The following is a 25,293-nucleotide window of genomic DNA, read 5'->3' as shown; positions in this document are numbered from 1 at the left end:
TGGTTATTATGGCTGGATGGTTAAATGGTTACCGGAATACCAAGCCATCCAACCATTTTTAACCATTAAAACCATCTTAGCCATCTAACCCTCCAGCCATTCAACCATAACATTCTTATGAAAAAAACATATCTAAAATTAGTCGCCTGCCTGACGCTGCTGATTGCTGTCGGCACGTCCTGCGACAACGAGTTTGAAGAGATCAATACCAACCCCAACGTTCCGAATACCGTCACGGCGGATCTGCTCCTGCCGAACATCATCCGGTCGACGGTCAACGAGAACATGGGAACCGCCTGGGGCATCGGCAACAGCGTGATGCAGTATACGGCCAAAATTCAGTTTGTAAACGAAGACCGGTATCTGTGGGGTGAACAGAATGGGATCTGGAACACGACATACTCGACGCTTCGGGAAGTTCAGAATATGTACAACATCGCGTCCAGTACGACGCCGGTTCAGAAAAACTACCAGGGCATTGCGCTGGTGATGAAGTCGTGGATGATGTCACTGGTGACGGATGCCTACGGAGATGCGCCCTATACGGAAGCCACCAAAGGCAAAGACGCAGCTTATTTCCCGAAATACGACACCCAGGAAACGATTTACAACGGGATTCTGAAAGACCTGGCCGATGCCAGTGCGTTGCTGGCCCCGGAAAATGGCGTTGTCAACGGGGATATTCTGTTTGGGGGTGATGTGACGAAATGGAAAAAAATGGCCAACTCGCTCCGGGTGCGGTATCTGATGCGGATTTCAAACAAACGCGACATCAAGGCGGATTTGCAGGCGATTGTGAGCAACCCGACGACGACGCCGGTTTTTACGAGCAACACGGACAATGCGGCTTTGCGGTATCTGCCGACGGTTCCAAACCAGTTTCCGCTTTACACCGCGCGGGTGGGTTCGTTCGATGAGTTTCGGCTGAGCAAAACGCTGGGTGACAGACTGACCCAGTTGAATGACTCGCGTCTGGCGGTTTTTGCCCGCCCGACGGTGGCGTCGGTAGCCGCCGGAAAGCCAGCCTATGTCGGTGTGCCGAATGGTCTGGACGATAACTCGGCGCTGACCTATAATGGTGGTGCTCAGAACGTTTCGCGGGTTGGCGCCACGTATTACATCGACGGTTTTGGTACGCCGACTGAGGCTAACCTGAACATTGCCAAAGGGATTATCATGACCTACGCGGAATTGCAGTTTATTCTGGCGGAGGCTGCCCAGAAAAAACTGATTACCGGCGATGCCAAAAGCTATTACGAAAAAGGCATTGCAGCGTCCTTCGGCTATTATGGTCTTGACGTTCCGGCGGGTTATCTGGCTCAGACGGGTGTGGCTTTCACCGACGCAAAAGCCCTCGAATTGATTGGAACTCAGAAATGGATTGCGTTATTTTACAGCGGTCTGGAAGGATGGTTCGACTGGCGCCGGACGGGTTATCCCGCCATTACGCCGGGTCCATCGAATCTGAACGGCAATAAGGTTCCGGTTCGGTTTCCGTATCCGAGTTCGGAACTGAACCTGAACAAAACCTCCGTCGAAGAAGCCATCGCCCGCCAGGGAGTCAATGATATCAACACCGCCGTGTGGTGGGACAAATAACCAATTTTGAATGAGTGATTGGGCGATTGAGTGAATAACCTGCCGGATTCCTGGCACCCTATTCACTCAATCGCTCAATCACTCATTCACTCATTCAAAAAATGAACACCGAGCAGACGATTACTGAAATCACCGAACTGTTTGATCAGCATGGGTCGGATGATTATTACGGGGAGCCCGTTTCGCAACTGGAACACATGCTGCAATCGGCGATGCTGGCCGAGCGGGCCGGTGCCGATGATGAAACGATCATTGCGGCTTTTCTGCATGATATCGGTCATCTGCTGCCGTCGGATCTGGCGGAAGATCATATGGATGATTACGGTCGCGTCGATCATGAAAAGCTGGGTGCGGACTGGCTGCGGGAACGCGGTTTTTCGGAAAAAGTCGCCCAACTGATTGAGCACCACGTCAATGCGAAGCGGTATCTGACGTATAAAAATCCTGCCTACTTCAACAAACTCTCGGAAGCCAGCCTGAAAACGCTGGAATTTCAGGGCGGGCCGATGTCGGCAGAAGAAGCCCAGGCGTTTGAAGCCAATCCGTATTTCCGGGGCATTTTGCAGGTTCGCGGCTGGGATGAACTGGCCAAGGAAACGGAAGTGGAAATGCCGCCCGTTGGTCAGTATCTGGAGAAATGCCGATTGTATCTGGAAGGGAAATAAAAGAAAGCAATCATAAATGTAAAATGATGAATGATAAATGTAAAAGTATTCCCAAATCGGGCACTTTTACATTTATCATTCATCATTTTACATTTATAATTGCTTACGCTGCAATGCGCAGTTCCTGCTGTTCAGGGCGCAGCATCGGTTCGATAACCGTGTTCAGCCGATCGCGCAGGAATCCTTCCTGAAGGTAGGAGGGCAGTTTGGCAATCAGGTTTTTATACCCCTGAATACCGAGTGCTTTGGCAATGTAGGCTTCGTGAACGGCATTGATATGCGACACGATGTTGACCAGGCTTTCGTGAAACAACCGAACATCGATTTCCGATTCGACAAACCGCTCGATTTCGCGGTTGCTCGACGAAATCCGCAGCCGGCTCAATGCATCGAAATAGGTCGTGTAGCCAATCTGTTTTCCCAACTGCTTGTATTGGTCAACGCCAAATTTTTGCAGAACCTTGCCCGTCCGCGCACTCCGCAGCGCGGTTTTGGGATTGTTTTGAATCGCCTGCCGCAGGGCTTTGATGCGCCGGTCGCGGGAGGTTTTCAGAAACTGGGCAATCTCGATCTGGGCGGCCGACTCGCGCGAAGGCAGGGTCAGGTCCGGTTTCGCAATGTCGAATTTTGCCAATGGCAACCGCATCGTCCGGTAACCATTCAAGGGACCGGATGCGTAGAAACCCACCGAAGCCGGATAATAACCCCGTACAACCATGTTTCCGATGCGTCGGCGAATGATCTCCTCATTGCTGACCGGTTCTCCCATCGTGTGCAGGAAAGCCCTTACGCTGAACAAAACGCTGTAATAGGCCTGCGGGAACGTCCAGTGCAGCGAGCTTTGCAGATACTGGTTGTCATTAACCACCGGCGTAATCCGGAGGGCATATTCGGCACTCCAGCTATTGAGTAGCAACTTTTCCAAAGCCTTGCGCTGTTCGTCGGAAACGGCGGGTGCAAAGTCCTGAAAGAGCGGAAAACGACGCAGATCGAATAGATCGTTTTGTCGTTGAATGTGAAAATCAATCGCGAAGAAGTGGTTTAGAAACACCTGCGCCGGAATGGATTTCCGCCAGGTTTCGTCCACGGGCTGGGCTGGCACAAACGACACCAGTTTGCCCTCTTGAGTTGTCAATTTTTCTGTGTTCTCGTTCATACAATAAGAACATAAAATCTGCTGGCAATGTTCACAAAAGCAGAATTATTTTATGGATTCAAGTATTTGACAATCAGGTATTTGTAATATATTTTTTGGCTCCTAGAACGAGCGTTGAATAGCGGCCCGAAAAGTCGGTTTTCGCTGGCAAAAAACACTTCTTAGCGATCCTTTTTTCGGGGCTGTCCGCCCCGGTTTTCCTTTGTTTTCCACCCTGTAACGCCCGGTTTTGAGGCTGTTAACGTATTTTGACGTTATATAACTGAAAAATACGTTGTATAACTGAAAAATACGTTTTAGTTTTGGTGCATGGAACAACTGACCAAAACGGAAGAAAAGGTGATGCAGATTCTGTGGGCCATCAAAAAAGGATTTGTCAAGGATGTCATCGATGGCATGCCCGACCCCAAACCGCCTTACAACACCATCTCTTCGCTCATCCGCATTCTGGAGAAAAAAGGCTTTGTGGGCCACAAAGCTTACGGCAAAACCCACGAATATTTTCCGACGGTGTCGAAACTCGCGTACCGGAAATTTACCTTCCGGAATTTCCTGATGAATTATTTTGAAGGCTCGCCGGAGAAAGTCGTGTCGTTTATGGTAAACGAAGAAAAGCTGAGTTCGGAAGAGGTTCAGCGTATTGTGGAAATGCTTGATAAAGAAACCGACCCAACCCAACCGGATCATGGCAACTGATGTATGGAGTTATCTGTCTCGGGGATCGGTTTCGCTGGCAGTTTTTGCGTTGGGTTACCGATTTTTTTTCAGCCGCCTGACCTACTTTCAGTGGAACCGGGTCTATTTGCTCGGTTGCGCGGGGCTGAGCCTCCTGATTCCGCTCTTGCCACTACCGGGGCAGTTCGGGATCAATACCGTCACTGAAGCGGTTTTTCGGCTTCAGTTGCCATCGATCCGTTCATCGGGCGGAGCGTTTCATCCGGCAGAAGTCCCAAGGTCGGCGTTTTTTTCGGCTGCGTTGATCGAGAGGATTCTGCTGACGGTGTATCTCGCGGGCTGTTTGTATAAAACCATTTGTTTTTATCGAAACCTGCACGCCATTTTCCGGTTAAGGCAATCGGCCGAAAAGGTAGAATTGGGGCGTTATTGCACCATTTATCGGCAATCGGCGTTGCCTACGTTCTCATTTTTGACCTGCATCTTTCTCAATTCCGATGATCATTCGCTAACCGAAGACGAACGGGCTCAGGTGTTGCAACATGAACAACTGCATGTCACACAGTGGCATACAATTGATCTGCTGCTGTTTGAAATCGTTGGCATCGTATTCTGGTTCAATCCCGTTGTCATTTATTTCAATCATTCAATCCGGCAGATTCACGAATATTTCGTCGATTCGCAGGTGACCCGTGCCATCGGAAATGTCCGGTCTTACGGGTATTTATTGCTGAAACTGACAACGCAGCCTTCTTCCAACGCATTAGTAAATTCGTTTTCAACCAAGCCGGTTTTTCTTCGTATTCAAATGCTCACCCAATCTCCATCCAAACCCATGCAAAAGCTAAAATTCCTCCTTATTGTACCTATCCTGGCACTCACGACGGTTTTGTGTTCTTTTTTACAACCCGCCGAAAACCGGCTAACCGTTCAACCCCAGTCGGAAAAGCCGGGAAAAGGGACGCCCATTGGTCGCATTAGCTGGAAAGGCAATACAGTTTATTCGACGGCAGAATTGACGAAAACGCTGGATTTAAAGCCGGGCGACCGGTATGATAAAGCCGATTTTAACAATCGTCTTTTTAACCTCGTCGGGACGGATGTTTCATCGCTGTATATGGACAAAGGCTATTTGTATTTCGGCGTCGATGTTCAGGAAAACCGGGTGGGCAACGTGGTAAATCTGGTTCTGACGGTTTTTGAAGGTTCCCCGACAACGATTGGGAAAATCATCATCAAAGGGAATAAGGACATCACGGATGCACAGATTCGTGATTGGATTGCGATCCAGCCGGGCGAGTTGTTTAATCGTTCAAAACTGATAAAATCGCAGCAAAAACTGGCGAAATCGGGCTATTTTAATCCGAAAAAGATCGATATCAATCCCATTCCTAATCCTGAAATGAAAACCGTTGATCTGGCGTATGTGCTTGATCGGAAACCCTGACCGGGGCCTGCGGCCGTACGACGGCCCGGCGCTGTCAGGGCCGCTTGAATTTGTCGCGCTGCCCCAGATACAAGCCTACTAATACCAGCACCGTGCCAATTAAGGTGTAAATCGAGAGGGGTTCGTCCAGCAGAACGGCGGCATAACCGAAACCGAAAATCGGGCAAAGGAACAGCCAGAGCGATGCCTGAACGGCATCCTGCCGGACCAGATAGAACCAGAGTTGCAGGGCAACGACGGAAACCGGAATGATCAGCCAGAAAATGGACCACCAAAACCGGGCGTCGAAATGCGACTGGCCGAAATCGGCAAAAAGAAGCGTAAAAGGCAGCAGTAATAGACCGCCAATCAGCACCTGCCAGCCATTGATGACCAGACTCGGGAGCGTCCACCTAAAGCGGGCATAATAGACGGTTGCCGCCGACACCGAAACCATACCCCCCAGCAGAATCAATAAACCCGGAATGGTGGCAAAACTGTTCTGGAGAAGCGGGTAAGTGACCACCCAGACTCCTGCCATGCCGAACACAATGCCCGCGGCTTCGTACCAGCGAATGGGGCGCCGGAGCCAGGCCGCAGAAAGCAGCGTGATGAACAGCGGGCTGGTGGCCGTCGACAGGCTCCCAATGCCGGCAGAAACCTGTTTGATGGCCAAAACGAATGCGCCAAGGTAGATTGTGGTGTTCATCAGAGCAAAGATCGTCAAACGCCCGAATTCGGTGCGGTTGGGGAGCGATTTGCGTTGAAAACCGTGGGCTACGAGTAACATCAGCGGTCCGGCAATCAGGAATCGGACGTTGGCCAGAATGAGCGGGTCGGCCGACAGGACACCAAATTTAGTGGCCGCAGAAGCGGAGGCCCACAAAGCGGCAAACAGCAGGCCGGGCAGGAGAAATTTCATGCCGCAAAGGTAAGGCGAAGCATTCGCTTGTGCCAGCTAACGTTGGAAAACCCCCGAAGGTTTCGTTGATTCCGGGAGTGTATTATTTCCTGAAAATGACATCGGCAAAGTAGTGTTTGCAATCCGTAAACCAGTTGGTCAGTTCAAAACCGCTTTGTTCGGCCAGTTGCGCAATGCCCTCCCGGGTAAATTTGCGTGAAATTTCGGTGTGAATGATCTCGCCGTATCCAAACGGCACGGTCAGGTTCAGATCCCGAATCGCTACGGTTTGTTCTTTCTGGCTGACGAGATAGCTCCGGGCCTCACCGGTTTCGGGATGATACATTTCGTAGTGATCGAAGGCGGAGAGGTCGAAATTGGCGTTCAGTTCGCGGTTGATTCGCCGAAGCAGATTCAGGTTGAAGGCCCTCGTTAAACCCTGCCGGTCGTTGTAAGCTGCATGAATGACCGCCGGATGTTTTTGCAGATCAAACCCCGTCAGCACCAGATCACCCGGTTGCAGCGACTGGCTGATTTGCCGGAAAAAATCGCGGGCTTCGGTGGGAGAGAAGTTGCCGATGTTCGATCCCAGAAAGAGCACCACCAGCCGGGGACGGTTCTGGACAGTTTCTGAGCGGTTCGATAACTGTTCGATGGCGTTAAAATAATCGTCGTGCCGGGGCTTAATCGGCATTTGAGGCCACTTTTTCCGAATATCCGCCGTCAGGTTATCGATGGCAGCCTGGGAAATGTCGACGGGAACGTACGTGAAATCCGCCTGTTCTGACCAGAAATGATTCAACAGGATTTTGGTTTTCAGGCCATCGCCAGCTCCCAGTTCAATCAACTCGAAAGGCCGACCGTCGGCGGCAAAGAGCCGGAGCAGTTCCGCCTGGTTCGTATCCAGAATCTCGTATTCGGAGCGGGTCAGGTAGTATTCGGGCAGGTGCATGATTTCCGCAAACAGGCGGCTTCCTTCGTCATCGTAAAAGAAACGTGACGGCAACCGTTTCGGCGTTTTGGTCAGGCCGGTGCCCACTTCATTCGCAAGGTCACTTTGCAGCACCAGCGAGTCATTCAACGATGAATCTATCTTTGTCATGGAGTGGTCAGCATTCAGAGGGCTCCCAGCCGAATGCCGGTGAATTGCCATCGTTTGTCGGGTTGGAAAAAATTTCGGTACGTGGGGCGGCTGTGTCCTTCCGGCGTAGCAATGGACCCTCCGCGCAAGACCATCTGGCCGCTCATGAATTTGCCATTGTACTCACCCACAGCGCCTTTGGCGGTTTTAAAACCAGGATAAGGTAGGTAGGCCGATCCCGTCCATTCCCAGCGCAGGCCCCAGGCCAGGCGGTGATCGGCAGGCAAAAGGGCGGCAGTTTCCCATTCCGCTTCGGTCGGCAAACGCCGACCGCGCCAGCGGGCGTACGCATCGGCTTCGTAATAACTGACGTGGCAAACCGGCAAAGTCAGATCGACGGGTTGAAGGCCGGAAAACGTGTAGGTATTCCATTGGTCTTCAACTCGGTGCCAATACAGAGGTGCTTCGATCCCGTTGGCCTTCACCCAGGCCCAGCCATCCGACAACCAGTGCTGAAACTGACGGTAGCCGCCCGCTTCGATAAATTCCAGGTAGTCGGCGTTGGTAACCAATTGGCCGTCGAGGGTGGTTTCATGCAGGTAAACCCGGTGAGACCCTAGCTCATTATCAAAACAAAAACCGCCCGATTCCGGCTGAAAACCAATGGGATAGATTCCTTTCGGTAGGTTCACCGCCGGAATTGGCAAATCTGCAAGCTGCTCATTGACCGGCATGTCGATGGCCGGGAAGAGCGGATTGTGTCCCAGAATGTATTTGATGTCGGTGATCAACAATTCCTGGTGTTGCTGCTCATGGTTCAGTCCCAGTTCGATCAGTTTTTCGAGTTCAGCGCTTGCAGAACGCTCAGCTAAAAACCGGGTCATGGCTTCATCGACGTAGGCCCGGTAGCGATAAACTTCGGCCACCGTTGGGCGACTCAGGTTCCCGCGCTGGGTCCGCAGCACCCGCCGACCCACCGATTCGTAGTAGCTATTGAAAACAAAGCTAAAATCATCGTGAAAAATGCGGTAACCGGGGGCGTGTGGTGTCAGGATGAAATGCTCCCAAAACCAGGTGGTATGGCCCAGATGCCACTTGGGCGGACTGACATCGGCCGTGGGCTGCACGACATAATCCTCCGTTTCCAGCGAAGCGCAGATCTGCTCTGTCCAGCTTCGGACGCGCTGGTAGGCTTCAGTCAGGGTAACGGTTTGGGGTAAAACAGGTTCCTGTAACATCATTTAGTCCATCCTCGTGAATAACGTATTGAGTCCTTCGGCCAGCGTTGGGTGGGCAAAAATGGCATCCCGAAGTTGTTGATAGGGTAGGTGACCCATCATGGCAACCTGGAGAATGGTCATGATTTCACCGCCTTCCGAACCTAGAATGGCCGCACCGAGGATCTGGCCGGTGGGAGCGTCGATGACAACTTTCATCAGACCTTCACTCTGGCTCATTTGCTGGGCGCGGGCCACCAGAGACATCGGGATTTTGGCAACTTTAATCGTTTTTCCCTGCCGCCGGGCTTCTTTTTCGCTCAAACCGATGCGTCCCAGTTGCGGGTCGGTAAAAACCGTATACGGAACCGGGCGGTCGGCCTTGCTGGCGTTGCCTTTCTCCAGCAAATTTTGTTTCACGATCCGGTAATCGTCATACGAAATGTGGGTGAATTCCGGCCCGCCTTTGATGTCGCCCAGCGCATAAATACCGGGTTGGCTGGTTTCCAGCCGGTCATTTACCCGGATAAACCCTTTTTCGTCCGTTTCAATTCCAGCCACCTCCAGTTGGAGTGCTTTGGTATTGGGCGTTCGGCCGACGGCCACCAGCAGGTGCGTGCCCCGGAGTCGGCTGGCCAGTTTATTGGTCGATACCTGCAATTCGATGGTGCTGCCCTCCGCCCGACTTACCTGGTGAACTTCCGTGTCCAGAAAAACTGTAATGCCTTCTTTTCCCAGCATTTTGGCCATTTCGTCGGACACATCGGCGTCTTCGCGGCTCAGCAGTTGCGGGCCATGTTCGATGATCGTGACCTCACTGCCAAACCGCCGGAACATCTGCCCAAATTCCAGACTGATGTAACCACCACCGAGGATCAGCAGGTGTTCAGGCACCTCCTCCAATTCCATGATCGAAGTCGAGGTCAGCCACGAAACCGTATCCAGACCCGCCAGATCCGGTTTTGTTGGGCTGCAACCGGCATTGATAAAAATAGTGTCGGCCGTCAGGGTCTGTTGAGTTCCGTCGGGCCGCAGAACGTCAATCTGTTTCTTACCGCCAAACCGGGCCTCTCCAAACAGCAGCGTCAGGTTTTCCGTCTCCTCAAAATTCGTTTCGATGTTTTTGCGGGAAGTTTCCACCATGCGGTTTTTGCGCGCCATCACCTTTTTCAGATCAACCCGAACGTCGTCGGTTTCGATCCCGAATTCGGCCGAACGTCGGGCTTGGTAGGCCACCTGGGCGGAAGCAATCAGGGTTTTGGTGGGTGTGCAACCGTCGTTGACGCAGGTGCCGCCCACGTGTTTCCGTTCAATGACAGCGGTTTTCCAGCCTTTTTCGGCCAGGGCCGTAGCCAGCGGGTTTCCGGCTTGGCCTACACCAATCACAATCGCATCAAAATGCTCAATTGTATCTGAATTCATACCAACGTCTTAAATGAAGCGCTCCTGTGCGGACCGTGACCGATCCTTACCGCTGAACAAGTAACACGGTTGATCCAGCTATTTGTTTTACATTCTGTTTAAATGGATTGTTTGTGGGGTTGGCATCGATAAAAAAGATCGGTTTAAACTCATGATGGACTCCAGATAGTGGCTCCTAAAACCCAATTTTCCCCTTCCGTCCCCGGCCTTCGTTGCCCTCTACGTATTCCTTCAACTCGGCCAGTTCTTTCTCGAAACCGCTGCTCAGGATCGGGAAGCGGCACCAAGTTTTGGGGTCTACGTTTTCGTCGTCGACGTGGAACGAGGGGGCATACCGTTCGCGTTTCCACTGGTTGCGGCTCCAGAGCCGGAAAAACCGGTCGACGGAGGTGTAGAGTTTGTCGCGGTCATACTGGCCTTCGAACACCACTTCCACCTGCTGCATCACTTCTTTCGGCGACAATTTATCCCGAATTCCGAATTTCTCGATGGCGTTCAGCACGTCGTACGGCATCAAATCTTCCTCGTCGGTTTGCTTCTTGTCCAGCGGGCGAAGTTCGGCCGTAGGTTGCAGGTTGTTCACTTTCTGCAAGCCTTCTACCTTGATTTTGCCGCCCACACCGGTGGTTTCGAGCCAGCGCAGCCAGCCGCGGAGGTAATGTTTGTCGATGCCGGCGATGGGGGAGATGCTCCCCGCCGTGTCGCCGTCCATCGTGGCGTAACCCACCGACGCTTCCGAGCGGTTGGAAGTCGAGAGCAGCAGCGCGTTCTGGATGTTGGCGAGCAGCCACGCACTCGGAGCGCGCACCCGTGCCTGAATGTTTTGCAGGGCCACATCGTCGGTTTCCCAGGTCAGCGGACGGCCCAACTGGTCTTCAATCAGCTTCGTATACGTTTCGACCAGCCCGTTGATGTTGATGTTGTAGAACGTGGCACCCACCGATTTTGCCAGCGATTCCGCCGACTCATAGGTATCTGTCGAGCTGTTTTGGGTTCCCTGATATATGGTCGTCAGCAAGGCTCCGCAGATTTCCTCGACGGTTTTTAGCTTCTGGATGCTTTTGATGTAACCCAGTTTCTTTTTAAAAGCGTCCAAACCGATGCTTTCGTCGGCCATCCGGATCATGAGCGACACCAGGGCCGCAATGGCCGACGAATCGGCCCCTCCGCTGAGCGACAGCACAAAACCGTGGGAGCGGCTTTTGCGCAAATAATCAAACAGCGCCAGTGCCACGGCCCGCGCAAATTCTTCTTCTTTCAAATGATTGCCGTGCTCCCAGTATTCCAGTTCGGCTTTCTGAACCACCGGTTTTACGAACGGAAAATCGAACTGAGCCGCCACCCGCAGGTTGGGAAACAGATAAGCCAGGTTGACCTTGTTCTGGGCCTGGCTCAGCCGCGTGTCGTCCACGTCGATGACGGCGGTAACGATCAGGTGGTCGGCATAGCTGAAACGCGTTCCCGACACCAGCAACTGGCCGTTGGAGGCAATCATGGAGTCGCCGTCGAAAATGGCGCGGCCCGATTCGTTGCCCACCAGATTGCAGTAAATATAACTGACGCCAAACGCCCGTGATCCGTCGATTACAAACCGTTCACGGACGTGTGATTTGTAGAAGGCAAAGTGGCTCGCGCTGGGATTCAGGATGATATCGACGCCCCGTTCGTGGAGGCTGCGGCCCGGCCGGTTCGAAATCCAGGCATCTTCGCAAATTTCAAAGCCGATTTTTACGCCCGAAACGTCGAATAGCAGGTCGCCCACCGGATACGAAAATTCGCCGATCTGAATTTCGTCGCGTACGCCGGGCGTCCAGGGCTGAAACCAGCGGGTTTCGTAGTGAATGCCGTTGTTGGCCAGCACCTGCTTGCAGACGAAGCCCAAAATACGCTTGTTGGCGATCAGGCAGGCCGTGTTGTAGGTGCGGTTATTGGGCAGACGCAATGGTAGACTGACGGCCACGATGATCCCGTCGGTATGCGGCACAATTTCCAGCAAACTTTGTTTGGCCTGTTCGAGCAGTTCGTGGGAAAAGAACATGTCTTCACAGCCATAGCCCGTGATGCACAACTCAGGGAGGCATAAAATGCTTACTTTCTGAATTTTCGCTTCTTCGATGGCGTCAATGATGTTCCGGCGGTTGTGTTCCCAAGCCATTGGGATCTGGTTGACAACACCAGCAGCAACTTTTATCAGTTTCATGAATGGGGCTTTCTGTTGAACGAATCGGATGGTATACGGTAACCCACGACTTTTAGCTTCTTGTTACGGGCTACTGAATGAACACGTTGCGGTGTACTTAAGTTGTCGTGATTTTAGCGTAGAACCGCAAAGTAAAGGGAATGGCGCAATTCAACAAAGCAGGGTGAGCGCTTTCCGGATCGGATGAGGGTAACCATACTCGGTAATCCGGCTGCTCTGGGCCGATGAAGCACTTCGGTCGGCCAGTTTGGGAAGAAATAAGGCACTGAAAGGGGCGCAACCACCGGTGTGATCGCCCTGAGACGGAGGAAAGGGGTTTTACCGCCGTAGAGAATCCGCTTCTAATTTCGGTCGGTTCAGCTCTTTTTGAACCTGCGCTTTCTGCTGGACATAATTGAAGAACATCGAACCAACGAAGGCAAGAAAGGCTACGACTGCCGATACGCCCAGGGGGTGCATTTTGTTTTGGGAACTGTTAAGTGCCATATCAATAGGCGCCGGTAGGACGCATGTAACCATTTGTTCCATTTTGACGCAGAACCCGTCGTCAGGTCACTCTCAGTCTTTGATTTTTAAGAACGTTTGCATGACAGGACAAAACCACACCCTGATCTGGATTGGAGGAACGGGCTAAGCCCAGACCGGAGTGGCGGAATACACCCGTTTAAACCATAATACCGCCCGTTGACACCTTTTTGATTGGGGAATGCAACCTTCCGGCTCATCTTTGCATCAGTCAATCATAGCCGGTAACATACAAGGACTCTCTTAACCAGTCATCATCAAAAAATAACCATCTATGTAAGATAAGGTTCTATGTAATACCTACTACTTAACTTTGCCACGTACCCCGGATCTGATCCGAACAGTAAACAACACTTTTGAAGCGTACTACGTAAACAACAACCTACTAATACATCACTATGAAAACGTTTATCACCGCTGTGTGTGCGTGGCTGGTTATGACGGCGGCAATCGCCCAGACTCCGACGAAAGGCAAAGTTCGCGGGCTCGTTATTGACCCCACTCAAAAACCGTCCGAATTCGTCACCATCCTGCTGGTAAAGGCCAAAGACTCGACGCTGGTGAAAGGCGTGATTACCAACGACAAAGGTCAATACGATTTCGACAATGTGGCCGATGGCGGCTACCGGGTGGCCACGTCACTGGTCGGTTTCAAGAAAGTATATTCAGAACCGTTCGTGATCGATGCCGCCAATCCGGAGGTGCAGGTGAAGACGCTGACGATGGTGGAAGAAGCCAAAAGCCTGAACGAAGTGAAGGTTGTAGCCAAGAAACCGTTCATCGAGCAGGAGATCGACCGGACGGTGGTCAATGTGGAAAACAGCATTGTGGCCAGTGGCAGCACGGCCCTGGAAGTGTTGGAAAAAGCACCGGGTGTCACCATCGACCGCCAGAATGACAACATCCAGTTAAAAGGCAAAGCAGGCGTTATCGTCATGATCGACGGCAAACAGACGTATTTGTCGGGCCAGGAAGTGGCCAATTTGCTGAAAAATACGCCGAGCGATAACATCGAAAAAATCGAGATCATTACCAATCCTTCTTCCAAATACGATGCCGCCGGCAACGTGGGGATCATCAACATCCGGATGAAGAAAAACAAGAATTTCGGCACCAACGGAACGGCTACCGCCGGGCTGGGCTACGGTCGGTATGAGAAGGCCAACGCCAGCCTGAACCTAAATCACCGAGTCGGCAAAATCAACGCCTTTGGCAATTACAGCTACTTTCACAACCGGCGGTTTCAGGAAAACAGCCTGGACCGGGTTATTCCTTACAACGGCAAAATTACCTATTTCGACCAGTCTTCCTTCCGCCCCAACCGTTTCGACGGGCATACATTCCGGACGGGCGTCGATTATTTCATCAATAAGAAAAGTACGATTGGCGTGCTGGCGACCGGTTTTATCAACGACTGGCGGCAGGACAACGGGATCAATAACTCGATTATTCGGAATGAACTGGGTCAGATCACGCTGAAACCGACTACCGATGTTTCGGTAAAAAACAAGTGGTCGAACCTGACGGGCAACCTGAACTACAAGTACGATTTCGACGGCAAAGGCCGCGAATTGACGACCGACCTCGACTATTCGCGTTTCAACGGTGATTCGTATAACAACCTCAGCACGACCTACACCAACGCCAGCGACAGCATTGTTCAGCCCACGGCCAAGGTTCGCAACGACATGCCGTCGACCATCGAAATCTGGGCGTTCAAGTCGGATTACGTGCATCCTTCCAAAATCGGAAAGTGGGAAACCGGGGTGAAAACCAGCTTTGTCAACTCGGACAACAACCTGACGTACGAAGATTATGTCGACGGTCGCTGGGTGTTCAATCCCAATCAAAGCAACCAGTTCAAATACACCGAAAACATCAACGCGGCTTACGTCAATTTCGCGGGTAAACTGAATAGCAAAACCAGCATTCAGGCGGGTTTACGGCTGGAAAACACACACTCCCGGGGCAATTCCGTTACACTGAATAAAATTGTCGACCGGAATTACACGAATTTGTTTCCAACGATGTTTATTTCCCGACAGATCGATACCAACAACGTGCTGAATCTTTCGTTCAGCCGCCGGATCGACCGTCCGAATTACCAGAATCTGAACCCGTTCCGGTTCTACCTGGACCCGTACACGTACCAGCAGGGGAATCCGTATCTGAAACCACAGTTCACGAATTCGTTCCAGTTGACGCACGTTTACAAGGGCAAGTTTTCGACGACGCTGGGCTATAGCCGGACAACGGACGTGATTGTCAATGAAGTACCGGGTCAGATTGCCGAAGAAAACATTACGTACGTGACGACCGACAACCTGGCCACGCAGAACAACGTCAACCTGACGGCGAGCTTCCCGGTGGCGGTGACCAAGTGGTGGAACATGCAGAACAACATTGGCGTGATTTACAACCAGTATGATTCACCTTACCTGGGAGCGCAGTACAACGTGAGTTTTGTGTCGTATAACCTCTACACGTCCCAGAACTTTGTGATGCCGAAGGGGTTCAGCGCCGAAATTGCCGGCTGGTATAACTCGAAAAATCTGTACGGTTTTTACGAGGCTAAACAAATGGGAGCCTTCAGCATCGGGGTGCAGAAAACGATGATGAACCGGAAGGCCACGCTGAAACTGAACGTGAACGACCCGTTCTGGCTGAATAAATTTGAAGGGAGAGCGGTTTATCAGGATATCAATTTCCGGGTGCGGGCCCGTTGGGAAAGCCGTATTGCCCGTCTGACGTTTACGTACCGGTTTGGCAACCAGAATGTGAAAGCGGCCCGCCAGCGCAGCACCAGCACGGAGGCCGAACGCAACCGGGCCGGTGGGGGAAATAATTAAATAAAAGTTAAATAAAGCAAACGGCGGACGGTATTTGGTCCGTCCGCCGTTACTTTAATAGATAATTAGTTTAGGTTAAGAAAGCAGAAAGCCACTCCCACCTTGAGGAGTGGCTTTTTTGATTTTTAAAAGTACGGTAACCTTCGCCCATTTCAAAATATCATTTGGTCACATGATGTATATACATTTAATAAATTTGCATCAAATTCGGTTTTGTGGTTTGAAAGTCATAAAAAAAGGTCACTTTCGATGACCTTTTTTGTGATTTTCTAAATGATAATTACTATTCAATTAATTGCGCTTTCTCAGTCCAGAGCGGCCACACCCGGCAATACTTTGCCTTCCATATACTCCAGCAAGGCTCCCCCGCCCGTAGAAACGTAGCTCACCCGGTCGCCATACCCGGCGTTGTTGACGGCTGAAGCCGAGTCACCACCGCCGATGAGCGAGAACGCGCCGTTGTCTTCCGTGGCTTTTACGACCACATCCGCAATGGCGTTGGTGCCGATGGCGAAGTTGGGGAATTCGAACACGCCCATCGGGCCGTTCCAAAGGATGGTTTTTGACTTGGACAAGATATCGCTGAAGAGGGCAATGGTGTCAGGGCCGATGTCCAAACCTTCCCAATCATCCGGGATTTCGCCGGTTGCAACGATTTGGCGGTTGGCATCGTTCGAAAAACCGTCGGCAATGACATTATCGACGGGTAAATACACCTGAACACCTTTTGCTTTTGCTTTTTCAAGCAGTTCCAGCGCCAGTTCCTGCTTATCAGCTTCGAGCAGTGATTTACCGATTTTGCCACCCTGGGCTTTGGTAAAGGTGTAAGACATGCCACCCCCGATGATCAGGTTGTCGACACTGTCGAGAAGTTTCTCGATGATCAGGATTTTATCCGAAATCTTGGCTCCTCCCATGATGGCCGTGAAGGGCCGTTCGGCGTTGTCGAGCACCCGCTGGGCATTGTCGAGTTCGGCCTGCATGACATAACCGCAGACTTTGTCCGTGAAAAACTGGGCAATTACCGCCGTGGAAGCGTGGGCGCGGTGGGCCGTTCCGAAGGCATCGTTTACATACACATCCCCCAGTTTCGATAGTTTCTCGGCAAAAGCGACGTCTCCTTTTTCTTCTTCCTTGTAAAACCGCAGATTTTCCAGCAGCAGCACCTCACCGGGTTGCAGCGAATCCGCCATTTCTTTGGCCGAATCACCGATGCAATCGTCGGCAAATTTTACGGAAACGCCCAGCATGATGGACAGAGGTCCCACGAGGTGTTTCAGCGAATATTTATCTTCAGGACCGCCTTTGGGCCGGCCTAAGTGCGACATCAGCACGCACGAACCGCCGTCTTTCAGGATTTTAGAGATGGTCGGCAACGTAGCCTTCATCCGGGTATCGTCCGTAATTTCAAATTTACTGTTCAGCGGAACGTTAAAATCAACCCGAATCAGGGCGCGTTTACCGGAAAAATTGTAAGAGTCTAAAGTTTTCATACGACAGATTTCCTGTTAGTTGGCAAAATCCGCCCGAACTTAGGGGTTTTTGCTTAAACGTAGCAATTTGGAGAGTAGCTTATTTGATTTGTTCTAATTTTAAAGGTTAAGTTGCAATTGCAAGTGTGAACTTTTGGATTTTGCGGGTAATATTCTTTGGTAATTTTTAGTGCAGGTTGACACAGAAATGACCCATTTTCTGCCCCGTCAGGGGCAATACAGCGCAGCGTCGGTAGCCCAGCCGAGCTCTTTTCCAGCAGCGTGCCGTCAGGCACGCGACGATTCCCCGCACTGTTGCGTACCGAAAGGCACGCAACAGTGCGGGGAATGATTATTTTTGGCTACCGTCGCTACGCTGTGATGTCCCTAACGGGGCAAAAACAACACTTATACAAATTACTTGACGTGCTTATAAATCGAATTCGGGGTAAAGGAACAACACCTGTACCCATCATTTGCCGGTTCCTAAAACCGCTACCGACGTCTTCAGATACTGGTCGAACCACTTCAAATACCGGTCGAAACGGTCAGTTTGGTAGCTCGGAACCGAGAGGCCGTGGAACTGGCCGGGATAAATAATGAGCTGTGTCGGTACGCCCAACGACTTGAGGGCCTGGTACATCTGCTCGCTGCCGGCAATCGGCACGTTGAAATCTTTTTCACCCCCCATAAACTGCGTCGGCGTTTTGATGCGGTCGGCTTTCAGGAACGGGTAGGAGACTTTTAGCCACTTGTCGGTATTTTTCCAGGGCGTTCCCAATTCGTTTTCGTACTGGTTGACGTACTGGTCGGAACCGTACATCGTCATCTGCAACGAACTCCCGGCTCCGCTGGCGGCTGCCTTGAACCGTTGGTCGGTGGCGATGGTGTAGTTGGTCAGAATACCACCGTAGCTCCAACCGCCAATGCCCAGTTTAGCCGGATCGGCGATGCCTTTGGCAACGAGGTAATCGGTGGCGCCCAGAATATCTGCTACTTCTTTGTTGCCCCAGTCGCCGTAAATGGCTTTGCAAAACGCCAGTCCGCGTCCGCTGCTGCCCCGGTAATTGACCCCCGCGACCACGTAACCGCCCCCCGCCAGAATTTGACGCGAAAGGTCGAAACCGAAATTGTCCTGACCCACCGGGCCGCCGTGAATGAAGAGAATCGTCGGCATTTTCTGACCCGCCGACGCGTTGGTGGGCTTGAAAAGCATGTTTTCGACCTGGGTTCCGTCTTTGCTGCGCGATGTAAATCCCTCAACCGTAGCCAGTTGGAGCGGAGCAACAAACGCATCCTGGATGGTGGTGAGCCGCCGGACGTTTCCGTTCTCAACGGCGTAGAGTTCGGCTGGCAATTGCGGTTTGCTCATCAGTGTTGCCCAGCCGCCTTTCGGATTTTGCTCCAGATCGGCGTAGGCGCAATCGTCGTGGGCCACGCGGCTGAGTTTGCCGGACGCCAGTTCATAGGCGCCGACGTAGGTTCGGCGGTCGTCGTCTACCAAAACAGCGATGGATTTGCCATCGACCGACCAGCGCGGATTGCGAACCGGGCGATCCAGGGCCGCAGAAATCAGTTTGGGTTCTCCGCCGTCGGCCGAAATGACCGCTAAAACCGGCTGATCATACATGATAAAATTGGTCGAAGCCGTCGAGCGCAGGTACGCAATTTGCCCCCCGTCGGGGCTCCAGACCGGGCTGTTGTCTACTCCGGGCCAGTTCGTCAGTTGCTTCATCGGGGCTTTGGTCCGGGCTTCGATTACGAACAGGTCGGTATTTTCGTTTTTGTCAGGATCGGCGGTCCGGTTGCTGACGAAGGCGATCTGCTTGCTGTCGGGCGACCAAACCGGGGCGGTTTCGTCGTAGGTGCCTGCCGTCAACGTATCGAGTTTTTTGGATTCGACATCAAACAAAAAGAGATGAGCGGCACGGCGGTCGAGGTAACCCTTCCGATCTTCTTTGAAATGATGGCGGTCGATGACGTATGGGGTACGGATTTTGGTCTTCGCCGAATCCGAATAGTCCTTGTCGCGAATGACCAGCGCAACGGTTTTGCCGTTGGGAGCCCATTCGTATTCTTCCAGTTCTCCTTTCAGGTCGGTGAGTTTTTTGCCTTCACCACCCCGGCGGTCGAGGAGCCACAACTGGCTGTCTTTGTCGCCGTTGCGGGTAGCGACAAACGAAAGAAACCGCCCGTCGGGGCTCCAGCGGGGAGACGATTCGCCGTCGGGGCTGCTCGTCAGTTGGACCGACTGTTTGCCGTCCCAGCTAATCATCCAGATGTCCGAATTGCGTTTGTCTTTATCCTTGTCCACCGACGACAGGGAATAAGCCACCCACTGGCCGTCGGGCGAAACCTGCGGGTCGGTGATGTTCTGCAATCTCAGAATGTCGGAAGGAACAATGGGACGTTTGGCGGGCGACTGCGCCAGAACCGTGCCGGTTAGCAGGCAAAGAAAGAAAATGGACTTCATGCGTTTGTTTTGAAGAGGAATCAGCCCATGAAGATACAAAAAGTTTGGAAATGGTTTTATTTTGCAGCCTTTTAACAAATGAAACTACTCCCATATTGAACCAGCTACAACATGACCGTTTCCCGTTTTTTGTTCTTTCTGACCAGTTTACTTTGTCTCCAACAATCGGCTTGGGCAACCAAAATCGATACCGTCGAAACCTACAGCCCTTCCATGAAGAAAACCATCAAAGCGGTGGTGCTTACGCCGGATTCGTACGCGGCTGGCAAGGAATTTCCGGTGGTGTATCTGCTGCATGGACACGGCGGTTTTTACGGCGATTGGGTCAAAAAAGCACCGGCCACCCGCAATCTGGCCGACACTTATCAGGCTATTATCGTTTGCCCCGATGGCAACGCATCCAGTTGGTATTTTGACAGCCCGGTCGATCCTTCTTCCAAATACGAAACCTACGTTGCCAAAGAATTGGTGGCCTGGGTAGACAGTCATTACAAAACCATCAAAAACCGCACGGGCCGGGCCATCACGGGGCTGAGCATGGGCGGACACGGCGCTTTATACCTCGCGTTCAAACACCAGGATGTGTTTGGCGCTGCGGGCAGCATGAGCGGTGGTGTGGACATCCGGCCGTTTCCGAACAACTGGGATATGGCGAAGTGGCTGGGAACCTACGCCCAAAACCCGGAACGCTGGGAGCAACATACCGTCATCAACCTGCTCCATCTACTCACCCCCGGCTCGCAGGCTTTGATTATCGACTGCGGAACCGACGACTTTTTCTTTCGGGTCAATACCAACCTGCACCAGAAAATGCTGGACATGAACATCGCCCACGACTACATCACCCGCCCCGGCGCACACAACTGGAATTACTGGAACAACGCCGTTCATTACCAGTTTCTGTTCATGCGGATGTATTTTGATCGGAAGGGATAGTTTACGGTTTACGGTATACAGTTTACGGTATACGGTTTACGGTATTCGGTTTACGGTAGCTGACGCATTATCCTTCGCAAGCTAGCTAATACGTCGGCCACTGAAAACCAAATACCGTAAACTGTATACCGTAAACTGTATACTGAAAACTGTTAACTACCTCCCGTCTACAAAATGCGTCATCGCTTTGCTTATAAACTGGGCGTAGTCGGGGTTGGAGACGCCGTTGTGGCTGGTGTAACGGAGGTCATCGACATACAATTGGGCGAGACCGCGGTAAGCCGCCAGCCTGTCGCCGTTGCAAACCGAATCGCCCCACATCCGTTGGATGAAGGCATAATGGCGGGCGACTTGTTGCTGAACCTCCGCATCCGCCGGGTCTTTGTGCATGAGCTCGCCCAACTTTCGGGCAATTTCCTCGCCCTCGGCTTTGGCAGTGGCCCATTCGGCTTTGCTGAGTTGACGGATTTTGTTCTCCGATTCGTCCACGACTTTGGCACCGTAGGTGTCGACGGCTTCCTGTCGGTAGGCTTCCGCTTTTTCTTTCGGAAAGCCTTCGTATAATTCTTTGTCTGTTAGCATGATGGATTCTCCTTTTAGTTTAGAAATGGTTTTGTCAATCGTACTCAGCAAGGTCGTGAGTCGGTCACGTCGGTCTTTCAGCGCGTTTTGGTGACTTTTTAACGCGGTGACGAGATCGAAGTCGGGGTCTTCCAGCACCTGCCGGATTTCCAGCAACGGAAAATCCAGCTCCTTGTAAAAGAGAATCTGCTGCAGCCGGATGAGCTCTTTTTCGCCGTAAAGCCGGTACCGGGCTTCCGTGCGAACGGACGGTTTGAGAAGGCCCAGGCGATCGTAATGGTGGAGCGTGCGCACGCTGACCCCCGCCAGATTCGCCAGTTTTTTGACCGAATACGTTTTCATTTTCAGGACGTTGCCGATGTTGACGTTGTAAAGGTAGGCTATGACGCAAGGGGAGAGTCAAGAAAAAAATGAAGTATTTTTAAACTTTACCGTATTTTACCGAAGTTATCGACCCTTGGAAACCCATACGCACATTCCCGACCTGATCCGAATCGCCCGAACACCCGCCGACGCCGATGCCGTTCTGCGGATGATGGAAACGTTTTGCGGGCTTTTCAATTACCCGTTCGACCGGGCGCTTCGCCAGACGCTCATCCGCCAAGTCCTGGAAAATCCATCACTGGGCTCGCTCTGGCTGGTTGAGTTGGAGAGTAAACCGGTGGGCTACGCGGCCCTGACCTACGGTTTTGCTTACGAATTTGGCGGAAAAACCGCCCTGATCGACGAACTGTTTATTGAAGAAGGCCACCGGGGTGTGGGGCTGGGCCGACGGGTTTTACTAAGCCTGCAAAAAGCCGCCGACGAATTCGGCGTGTCAGTCATTCATTTACAAACCGAGAAATACAATCCCCGCGCCAAGCAGTTGTACGAATCCGCCGGTTTTGTTGACCAGGAGCGCAGTACGCTGATGTGGAAGAAACCTGATTAAGGTTTACGGTTTTCAGTATACGGTTTTCGGTGGCTGACGCGTTAGCCCTCGTGCGCCAGCCTACCGAAAACCGTATACTGAAAACCGTAAACTTATTTCAAACAATGAAATTTTTTGTTCCCGCTACCAAGAATACCGAAGAAGCTGAGAAAGTGCATGGCATTTTGCGGAAAGCCATGCTGAAACACCGCTACGAAACCACCGATTTACGCATCTACTCCATCACCTTCGATGATAATGGGATGCGAATTACGGAAACCGTGGGCAAACCGTCCGAGACTTCCGGCGAAACGATCGTGGCCATTTTTCAATCCGGTGATCTCTATCTAATCTGTACGAATAACCGGGGGGTTCTGCGCGGAATGCCCATGATTGCGGGCGAATGGGCGGTGAACAAGGTAGAGTTGTTTGAAGAAGCGGAGTGAAATCAATCTCCGGCTTTTATGCCTCGTCTCACCTCTTTTATCTATTCCTGAAACCCGTCATAATACGCGACTGCATTGACGAGTTGTAAGACATCCAGTTTCCGTTGGGTGAGGTACTGATCGAGCCGACTGGTCGGATCGTCCAGCACACTCAGAACGGATTTTCGGGACAAGCTCACCGTCCGGGGCCTGTCATTACTCCGTTGAATAAAATAGGTTTTCTGGCGCCGGAACGTCCCATCGAACGGATCATCGAGGGTATACGCTTCTTTTTTCGGCACAATCAGGTTGCAGCGAAGCTGTTTCAGCACCCGGGTTTTACCCGCGTACAAAACCTTATAGTAGACCCGGCTGGTCTGGCCGCCCTTCTCGCTGACCTGGCTGATAAACTTCATGCCATTGACCGTAAACGCATCCGGCTGAACCTCGTATTCCTGCTCATCGCCCTCAAACCGGCACTTGACCACGTTGTTGGCGATGTTAAAGGCGATCAGGCAGGGGATGGGCTTTTTCGAATCACCGGTTTCCAGCGTACCGGGTTGCCAGACGGGAAAGGTCAAATACTCGCTGCCCAGGTAGGTTACCTGCGTCATGCTCTGACTGCGATCCGGCCGGTTCATGAGCAATCCGCCTTTGGAGTCGTAATACCGGCAGGTGGTGATTACCCGCTTTTGCGCGTCCAGCGTAACGATACACTGGCTATGGACACAATCCGACAGCATGCCCAGCAAGCCAATCAGGAACAGAGAACGATACAGCATAATCACAGCCGAAAAGGAACACAGGAATAATCGGAGCGGTTTTAATTCCAGCCTTAAGATACTCAAAATGCGGGAAAAATTTTCAGTGAAGAGGGCGGATTCGTTGAAGTAGAAAGGAAGGAAACCGATTTAGTGGGCTTATCCATTTTATTTGTTACAAGCTAAGTTACCGTATTTAGTAATTTATATATAAAAATAAGTACTTTAGTGGCTAATCCCCGGTTTGAATTATACAACTAAACTCCCCCTTCTTTACAGATGAAAAAAACATTTACGCGTGTCGCCTGTGCCAGCCTCAGTGTTGTATTTTTGACTGGTTTGTTTGGAAGCTGTTCGCGACCCGACCACCGGCCGGATAATTGCCTGGCGGTAAGTTCGCTGATCGAAGGATGTCCGAACGGCTTTACTCTATTTGCCGAAATTGTTAAATCCACCGGCAATGCCACTCCCGCTACGGGTACTCCGCTGGTGATTGCGCCGGGTGATATCATGAGTGGAGAAGACGGTTGTTATTACAAGGGAAACCTGATCGAACCCTTTGAAAATAACAGCAGTTTGCGGATTACGACGGCAATCCACTGGCAACAGTATAAATGTGCTGATACGTCCCGATAGAAAGGGGCAACGGTCTTGGTAGTGAAACCGCTTCGAAAATGGTCAACATTTTTGGAGCGGTTTTTTGCTGTATTTTCTTCCCGGCCGGCCTTCCATCCGTGTTCTGAGTAAAAATCTGCTCAAAATGACTTTATAATTCGATTGAACAATAACCGATGAAGTCCTTATTTCCCGTTGTTCCATGAATGTAGCCCTACCATCAGGGCAGGTGTTGAAAGCCCGTCTGGCCACTCAATTGATTTTTCTGGTTTGCGGTTTGGGCATGTCCAGTTGGGCTCCGATGGTTCCCTTTGCCAAAGATCGCTTGGCTTTGAATGACGCCAACCTGGGCTTTTTACTGCTGATGTTGGGCGGTGGGTCTATGCTGATGATGCCCATATCCGGCTGGCTGGTGGGACGCTTTGGCAGCCGCATCGTTATGGCCGTTTCAGCGCTGGTTATGGCACTGGCTTTGCCGCTGCTGGTCATTCTGCCCTCCACATCGGCGATGGCCATAACGCTATTTATATTCGGGGCCAGCATTGGCACCATTGACGTTGCGATGAATGCGCATGGTGTTCAGGTGCAGAACCTCTACGGAAGGCCCATCATGTCGTCCCTACACGGCCTTTTCAGCGTGGGGGGCCTGCTGGGGTCACTCGGCCTGGGCTTTTTGATCAAACTGGGACTCAACCCCGTTTATGCCGCCATCAGTATTGCCACTTTGATGATCCTGATCACGGTCACTCAATTCCAATCCTTATTTCCTTTAGCGGTAGAGCAACAGGCGATCGCCCACTTTTCGGCGACCGATGAGAAACCAACGGCGGTTAACCAGCGGTTTAGTTGGTTAGACGGTAGGGTCATTTTTCTGGGGCTGATGTGCTTCGCTATTTTTCTGGCCGAAGGGGCCGTTCTGGATTGGAGTGCCATCTTTCTGCGGGATGACAAAGGAATTGAAGCGGAGTTTGCGGGTGTAGGGTATTCGGCGTTTTCGATTGCCATGGCGACGATGCGGTTGGTGGGGGATAAGCTCGTGGCCCGTTTGAACGAAAAAACAGTCGTGGTGGGAGGCAGCTTGCTCGGGGCCGTGGGTCTGGGCATCGCCGTCCTGAGTCCCTGGGTCATGGGGGCGCTAATCGGCTTCGTCCTGTTAGGCCTGGGAGCCGCCAATATTGTACCCGTGTTTTTCAGCCAGGCGGGAAGGCTGCCGGGCATTTCGCCGACGGTGAGCTTACCGGCCATCACGACCATGGGCTATACCGGCATGCTGGCTGGTCCGGCTTTATTGGGTTTTATCGCGCAACATTCTTCGTTGCGTGTTGCTTTGGGCTGCCTGGCCGTGCTGTTGTTGGTAGTGGCAGTGAGTTATGGTATGAAACGAAAAACCGCAGGGCTATAAT

General features: G+C 51.9%; 21 protein-coding genes. 10 read left to right on the top strand and 11 right to left on the bottom strand.

Annotated features, from left to right (window positions below):
• Positions 1–117 precede the first annotated feature (117 nt).
• Together ACS5NO_RS19395 and ACS5NO_RS19390 are read left to right on the top strand one after the other, a co-directional pair.
• Positions 118–1,599, top strand: a complete 1,482-nt coding sequence (locus ACS5NO_RS19395) for a SusD/RagB family nutrient-binding outer membrane lipoprotein (protein ID WP_439416677.1) — start codon at positions 118–120, stop codon at positions 1,597–1,599.
• 101 nt (positions 1,600–1,700) lie between these two features.
• A complete protein-coding gene (locus ACS5NO_RS19390) occupies positions 1,701–2,264 on the top strand; it encodes a phosphonate degradation HD-domain oxygenase (RefSeq protein WP_439416676.1) in 564 nt (187 codons plus the stop codon).
• 103 nt (positions 2,265–2,367) lie between these two features.
• Here the strand turns inward: ACS5NO_RS19390 and ACS5NO_RS19385 are convergent, their stop codons facing one another.
• Positions 2,368–3,420: a hypothetical protein gene (locus tag ACS5NO_RS19385; protein WP_225309627.1), complete on the bottom strand. Its 1,053-nt coding sequence runs from the start codon at positions 3,418–3,420 to the stop codon at positions 2,368–2,370.
• 309 nt (positions 3,421–3,729) lie between these two features.
• Here ACS5NO_RS19385 and ACS5NO_RS19380 point away from each other — a divergent pair, with 309 nt between their 5' ends.
• Both ACS5NO_RS19380 and ACS5NO_RS19375 read left to right on the top strand, forming a co-directional pair.
• Positions 3,730–4,116, top strand: coding sequence for a BlaI/MecI/CopY family transcriptional regulator (locus tag ACS5NO_RS19380; RefSeq protein ID WP_439416675.1), 387 nt, complete (start codon positions 3,730–3,732; stop codon positions 4,114–4,116).
• Positions 4,106–5,542 (top strand): POTRA domain-containing protein, encoded by a 1,437-nt coding sequence (locus tag ACS5NO_RS19375; RefSeq protein WP_439416674.1) that lies wholly within the window; start codon positions 4,106–4,108, stop codon positions 5,540–5,542. Before ACS5NO_RS19380 ends, ACS5NO_RS19375 begins: the two co-directional genes overlap by 11 nt.
• 34 nt (positions 5,543–5,576) lie before the next feature.
• Here the strand turns inward: ACS5NO_RS19375 and ACS5NO_RS19370 are convergent, their stop codons facing one another.
• The 6 genes from ACS5NO_RS19370 to ACS5NO_RS19345 all read right to left on the bottom strand — a co-directional run bounded on the left by ACS5NO_RS19370 (position 5,577) and on the right by ACS5NO_RS19345 (position 12,828).
• Positions 5,577–6,443: a DMT family transporter gene (locus tag ACS5NO_RS19370; protein ID WP_439416673.1), complete on the bottom strand. Its 867-nt coding sequence runs from the start codon at positions 6,441–6,443 to the stop codon at positions 5,577–5,579.
• Between the two features lie 82 nt (positions 6,444–6,525).
• Positions 6,526–7,524 (bottom strand): L-histidine N(alpha)-methyltransferase, encoded by a 999-nt coding sequence (gene egtD, locus ACS5NO_RS19365; protein ID WP_439416672.1) that lies wholly within the window; start codon positions 7,522–7,524, stop codon positions 6,526–6,528.
• A 14-nt stretch (positions 7,525–7,538) separates the two neighbouring features.
• Complete coding sequence (egtB, locus tag ACS5NO_RS19360) at positions 7,539–8,741, bottom strand: ergothioneine biosynthesis protein EgtB (protein ID WP_439416671.1); 1,203 nt, start codon at positions 8,739–8,741, stop codon at positions 7,539–7,541.
• A gap of 3 nt (positions 8,742–8,744) precedes the next feature.
• A complete protein-coding gene (locus ACS5NO_RS19355) occupies positions 8,745–10,142 on the bottom strand; it encodes a mercuric reductase (RefSeq protein WP_439416670.1) in 1,398 nt (465 codons plus the stop codon).
• Between the two features lie 175 nt (positions 10,143–10,317).
• Positions 10,318–12,342 carry an NAD(+) synthase gene (gene nadE, locus ACS5NO_RS19350; protein WP_439416669.1) on the bottom strand — a complete coding sequence of 675 codons (2,025 nt, stop codon included), beginning with the start codon at positions 12,340–12,342 and terminating at the stop codon, positions 10,318–10,320.
• Positions 12,343–12,660: 318 nt separating this feature from the next.
• Positions 12,661–12,828: a hypothetical protein gene (locus tag ACS5NO_RS19345; protein ID WP_439416668.1), complete on the bottom strand. Its 168-nt coding sequence runs from the start codon at positions 12,826–12,828 to the stop codon at positions 12,661–12,663.
• Between the two features lie 437 nt (positions 12,829–13,265).
• On the opposite strand from ACS5NO_RS19345, the gene ACS5NO_RS19340 reads away from it, so the two are divergent.
• Entirely contained in the window at positions 13,266–15,716 is a 2,451-nt protein-coding gene (locus tag ACS5NO_RS19340) for a TonB-dependent receptor (protein ID WP_439416667.1), read from the top strand.
• A gap of 305 nt (positions 15,717–16,021) precedes the next feature.
• On the opposite strand, the gene ACS5NO_RS19335 is transcribed toward ACS5NO_RS19340, so the two are convergent.
• On the bottom strand, positions 16,022–17,209 hold the full coding sequence (locus ACS5NO_RS19335) for a phosphoglycerate kinase (protein ID WP_439416666.1): 1,188 nt from the start codon (positions 17,207–17,209) through the stop codon (positions 16,022–16,024).
• A gap of 451 nt (positions 17,210–17,660) precedes the next feature.
• Positions 17,661–19,661 (bottom strand): S9 family peptidase, encoded by a 2,001-nt coding sequence (locus ACS5NO_RS19330; RefSeq protein ID WP_439416665.1) that lies wholly within the window; start codon positions 19,659–19,661, stop codon positions 17,661–17,663.
• Between the two features lie 111 nt (positions 19,662–19,772).
• Here ACS5NO_RS19330 and ACS5NO_RS19325 point away from each other — a divergent pair, with 111 nt between their 5' ends.
• Positions 19,773–20,597 (top strand): alpha/beta hydrolase, encoded by an 825-nt coding sequence (locus ACS5NO_RS19325; RefSeq protein ID WP_439416664.1) that lies wholly within the window; start codon positions 19,773–19,775, stop codon positions 20,595–20,597.
• Positions 20,598–20,753: 156 nt separating this feature from the next.
• Here the strand turns inward: ACS5NO_RS19325 and ACS5NO_RS19320 are convergent, their stop codons facing one another.
• A complete protein-coding gene (locus tag ACS5NO_RS19320; protein ID WP_439416663.1) occupies positions 20,754–21,521 on the bottom strand; it encodes a MerR family transcriptional regulator in 768 nt (255 codons plus the stop codon).
• Positions 21,522–21,636: 115 nt separating this feature from the next.
• On the opposite strand from ACS5NO_RS19320, the gene ACS5NO_RS19315 reads away from it, so the two are divergent.
• Positions 21,637–22,110 (top strand): GNAT family N-acetyltransferase, encoded by a 474-nt coding sequence (locus ACS5NO_RS19315; protein WP_439416662.1) that lies wholly within the window; start codon positions 21,637–21,639, stop codon positions 22,108–22,110.
• A gap of 104 nt (positions 22,111–22,214) precedes the next feature.
• Positions 22,215–22,535, top strand: coding sequence for a hypothetical protein (locus ACS5NO_RS19310; RefSeq protein WP_439416661.1), 321 nt, complete (start codon positions 22,215–22,217; stop codon positions 22,533–22,535).
• Positions 22,536–22,576: 41 nt separating this feature from the next.
• On the opposite strand, the gene ACS5NO_RS19305 is transcribed toward ACS5NO_RS19310, so the two are convergent.
• Positions 22,577–23,296, bottom strand: coding sequence for a hypothetical protein (locus ACS5NO_RS19305; protein ID WP_439416660.1), 720 nt, complete (start codon positions 23,294–23,296; stop codon positions 22,577–22,579).
• 258 nt (positions 23,297–23,554) lie between these two features.
• On the opposite strand from ACS5NO_RS19305, the gene ACS5NO_RS19300 reads away from it, so the two are divergent.
• Complete coding sequence (locus ACS5NO_RS19300; RefSeq protein WP_439416659.1) at positions 23,555–23,911, top strand: hypothetical protein; 357 nt, start codon at positions 23,555–23,557, stop codon at positions 23,909–23,911.
• 181 nt (positions 23,912–24,092) lie between these two features.
• Positions 24,093–25,292 (top strand): MFS transporter, encoded by a 1,200-nt coding sequence (locus ACS5NO_RS19295; protein WP_439416658.1) that lies wholly within the window; start codon positions 24,093–24,095, stop codon positions 25,290–25,292.
• Position 25,293: the final 1 nt, after the last annotated feature.

Origin of the sequence: Larkinella fluvii (genome assembly GCF_051857545.1) — a bacterium.
Taxonomy (GTDB): Bacteria; Bacteroidota; Bacteroidia; order Cytophagales; family Spirosomataceae; genus Larkinella.
This window is presented reverse-complemented; position numbering and strand designations above follow the sequence as displayed.

What these genes read in the sequence shown, in the direction of transcription:
- ACS5NO_RS19395 (WP_439416677.1), top strand. Translation starts at nt 118, where the DNA reads ATGAAAAAAACATATCTAAAATTAGTCGCCTGCCTGACGCTGCTGATT.
- ACS5NO_RS19390 (WP_439416676.1), top strand. Translation starts at nt 1,701, where the DNA reads ATGAACACCGAGCAGACGATTACTGAAATCACCGAACTGTTTGATCAG.
- ACS5NO_RS19385 (WP_225309627.1), bottom strand. Translation starts at nt 3,420, where the DNA reads ATGAACGAGAACACAGAAAAATTGACAACTCAAGAGGGCAAACTGGTG.
- ACS5NO_RS19380 (WP_439416675.1), top strand. Translation starts at nt 3,730, where the DNA reads ATGGAACAACTGACCAAAACGGAAGAAAAGGTGATGCAGATTCTGTGG.
- ACS5NO_RS19375 (WP_439416674.1), top strand. Translation starts at nt 4,106, where the DNA reads ATGGCAACTGATGTATGGAGTTATCTGTCTCGGGGATCGGTTTCGCTG.
- ACS5NO_RS19370 (WP_439416673.1), bottom strand. Translation starts at nt 6,443, where the DNA reads ATGAAATTTCTCCTGCCCGGCCTGCTGTTTGCCGCTTTGTGGGCCTCC.
- egtD (WP_439416672.1), bottom strand. Translation starts at nt 7,524, where the DNA reads ATGACAAAGATAGATTCATCGTTGAATGACTCGCTGGTGCTGCAAAGT.
- egtB (WP_439416671.1), bottom strand. Translation starts at nt 8,741, where the DNA reads ATGTTACAGGAACCTGTTTTACCCCAAACCGTTACCCTGACTGAAGCC.
- ACS5NO_RS19355 (WP_439416670.1), bottom strand. Translation starts at nt 10,142, where the DNA reads ATGAATTCAGATACAATTGAGCATTTTGATGCGATTGTGATTGGTGTA.
- nadE (WP_439416669.1), bottom strand. Translation starts at nt 12,342, where the DNA reads ATGAAACTGATAAAAGTTGCTGCTGGTGTTGTCAACCAGATCCCAATG.
- ACS5NO_RS19345 (WP_439416668.1), bottom strand. Translation starts at nt 12,828, where the DNA reads ATGGCACTTAACAGTTCCCAAAACAAAATGCACCCCCTGGGCGTATCG.
- ACS5NO_RS19340 (WP_439416667.1), top strand. Translation starts at nt 13,266, where the DNA reads ATGAAAACGTTTATCACCGCTGTGTGTGCGTGGCTGGTTATGACGGCG.
- ACS5NO_RS19335 (WP_439416666.1), bottom strand. Translation starts at nt 17,209, where the DNA reads ATGAAAACTTTAGACTCTTACAATTTTTCCGGTAAACGCGCCCTGATT.
- ACS5NO_RS19330 (WP_439416665.1), bottom strand. Translation starts at nt 19,661, where the DNA reads ATGAAGTCCATTTTCTTTCTTTGCCTGCTAACCGGCACGGTTCTGGCG.
- ACS5NO_RS19325 (WP_439416664.1), top strand. Translation starts at nt 19,773, where the DNA reads ATGACCGTTTCCCGTTTTTTGTTCTTTCTGACCAGTTTACTTTGTCTC.
- ACS5NO_RS19320 (WP_439416663.1), bottom strand. Translation starts at nt 21,521, where the DNA reads ATGAAAACGTATTCGGTCAAAAAACTGGCGAATCTGGCGGGGGTCAGC.
- ACS5NO_RS19310 (WP_439416661.1), top strand. Translation starts at nt 22,215, where the DNA reads ATGAAATTTTTTGTTCCCGCTACCAAGAATACCGAAGAAGCTGAGAAA.
- ACS5NO_RS19305 (WP_439416660.1), bottom strand. Translation starts at nt 23,296, where the DNA reads ATGCTGTATCGTTCTCTGTTCCTGATTGGCTTGCTGGGCATGCTGTCG.
- ACS5NO_RS19300 (WP_439416659.1), top strand. Translation starts at nt 23,555, where the DNA reads ATGAAAAAAACATTTACGCGTGTCGCCTGTGCCAGCCTCAGTGTTGTA.
- ACS5NO_RS19295 (WP_439416658.1), top strand. Translation starts at nt 24,093, where the DNA reads ATGAATGTAGCCCTACCATCAGGGCAGGTGTTGAAAGCCCGTCTGGCC.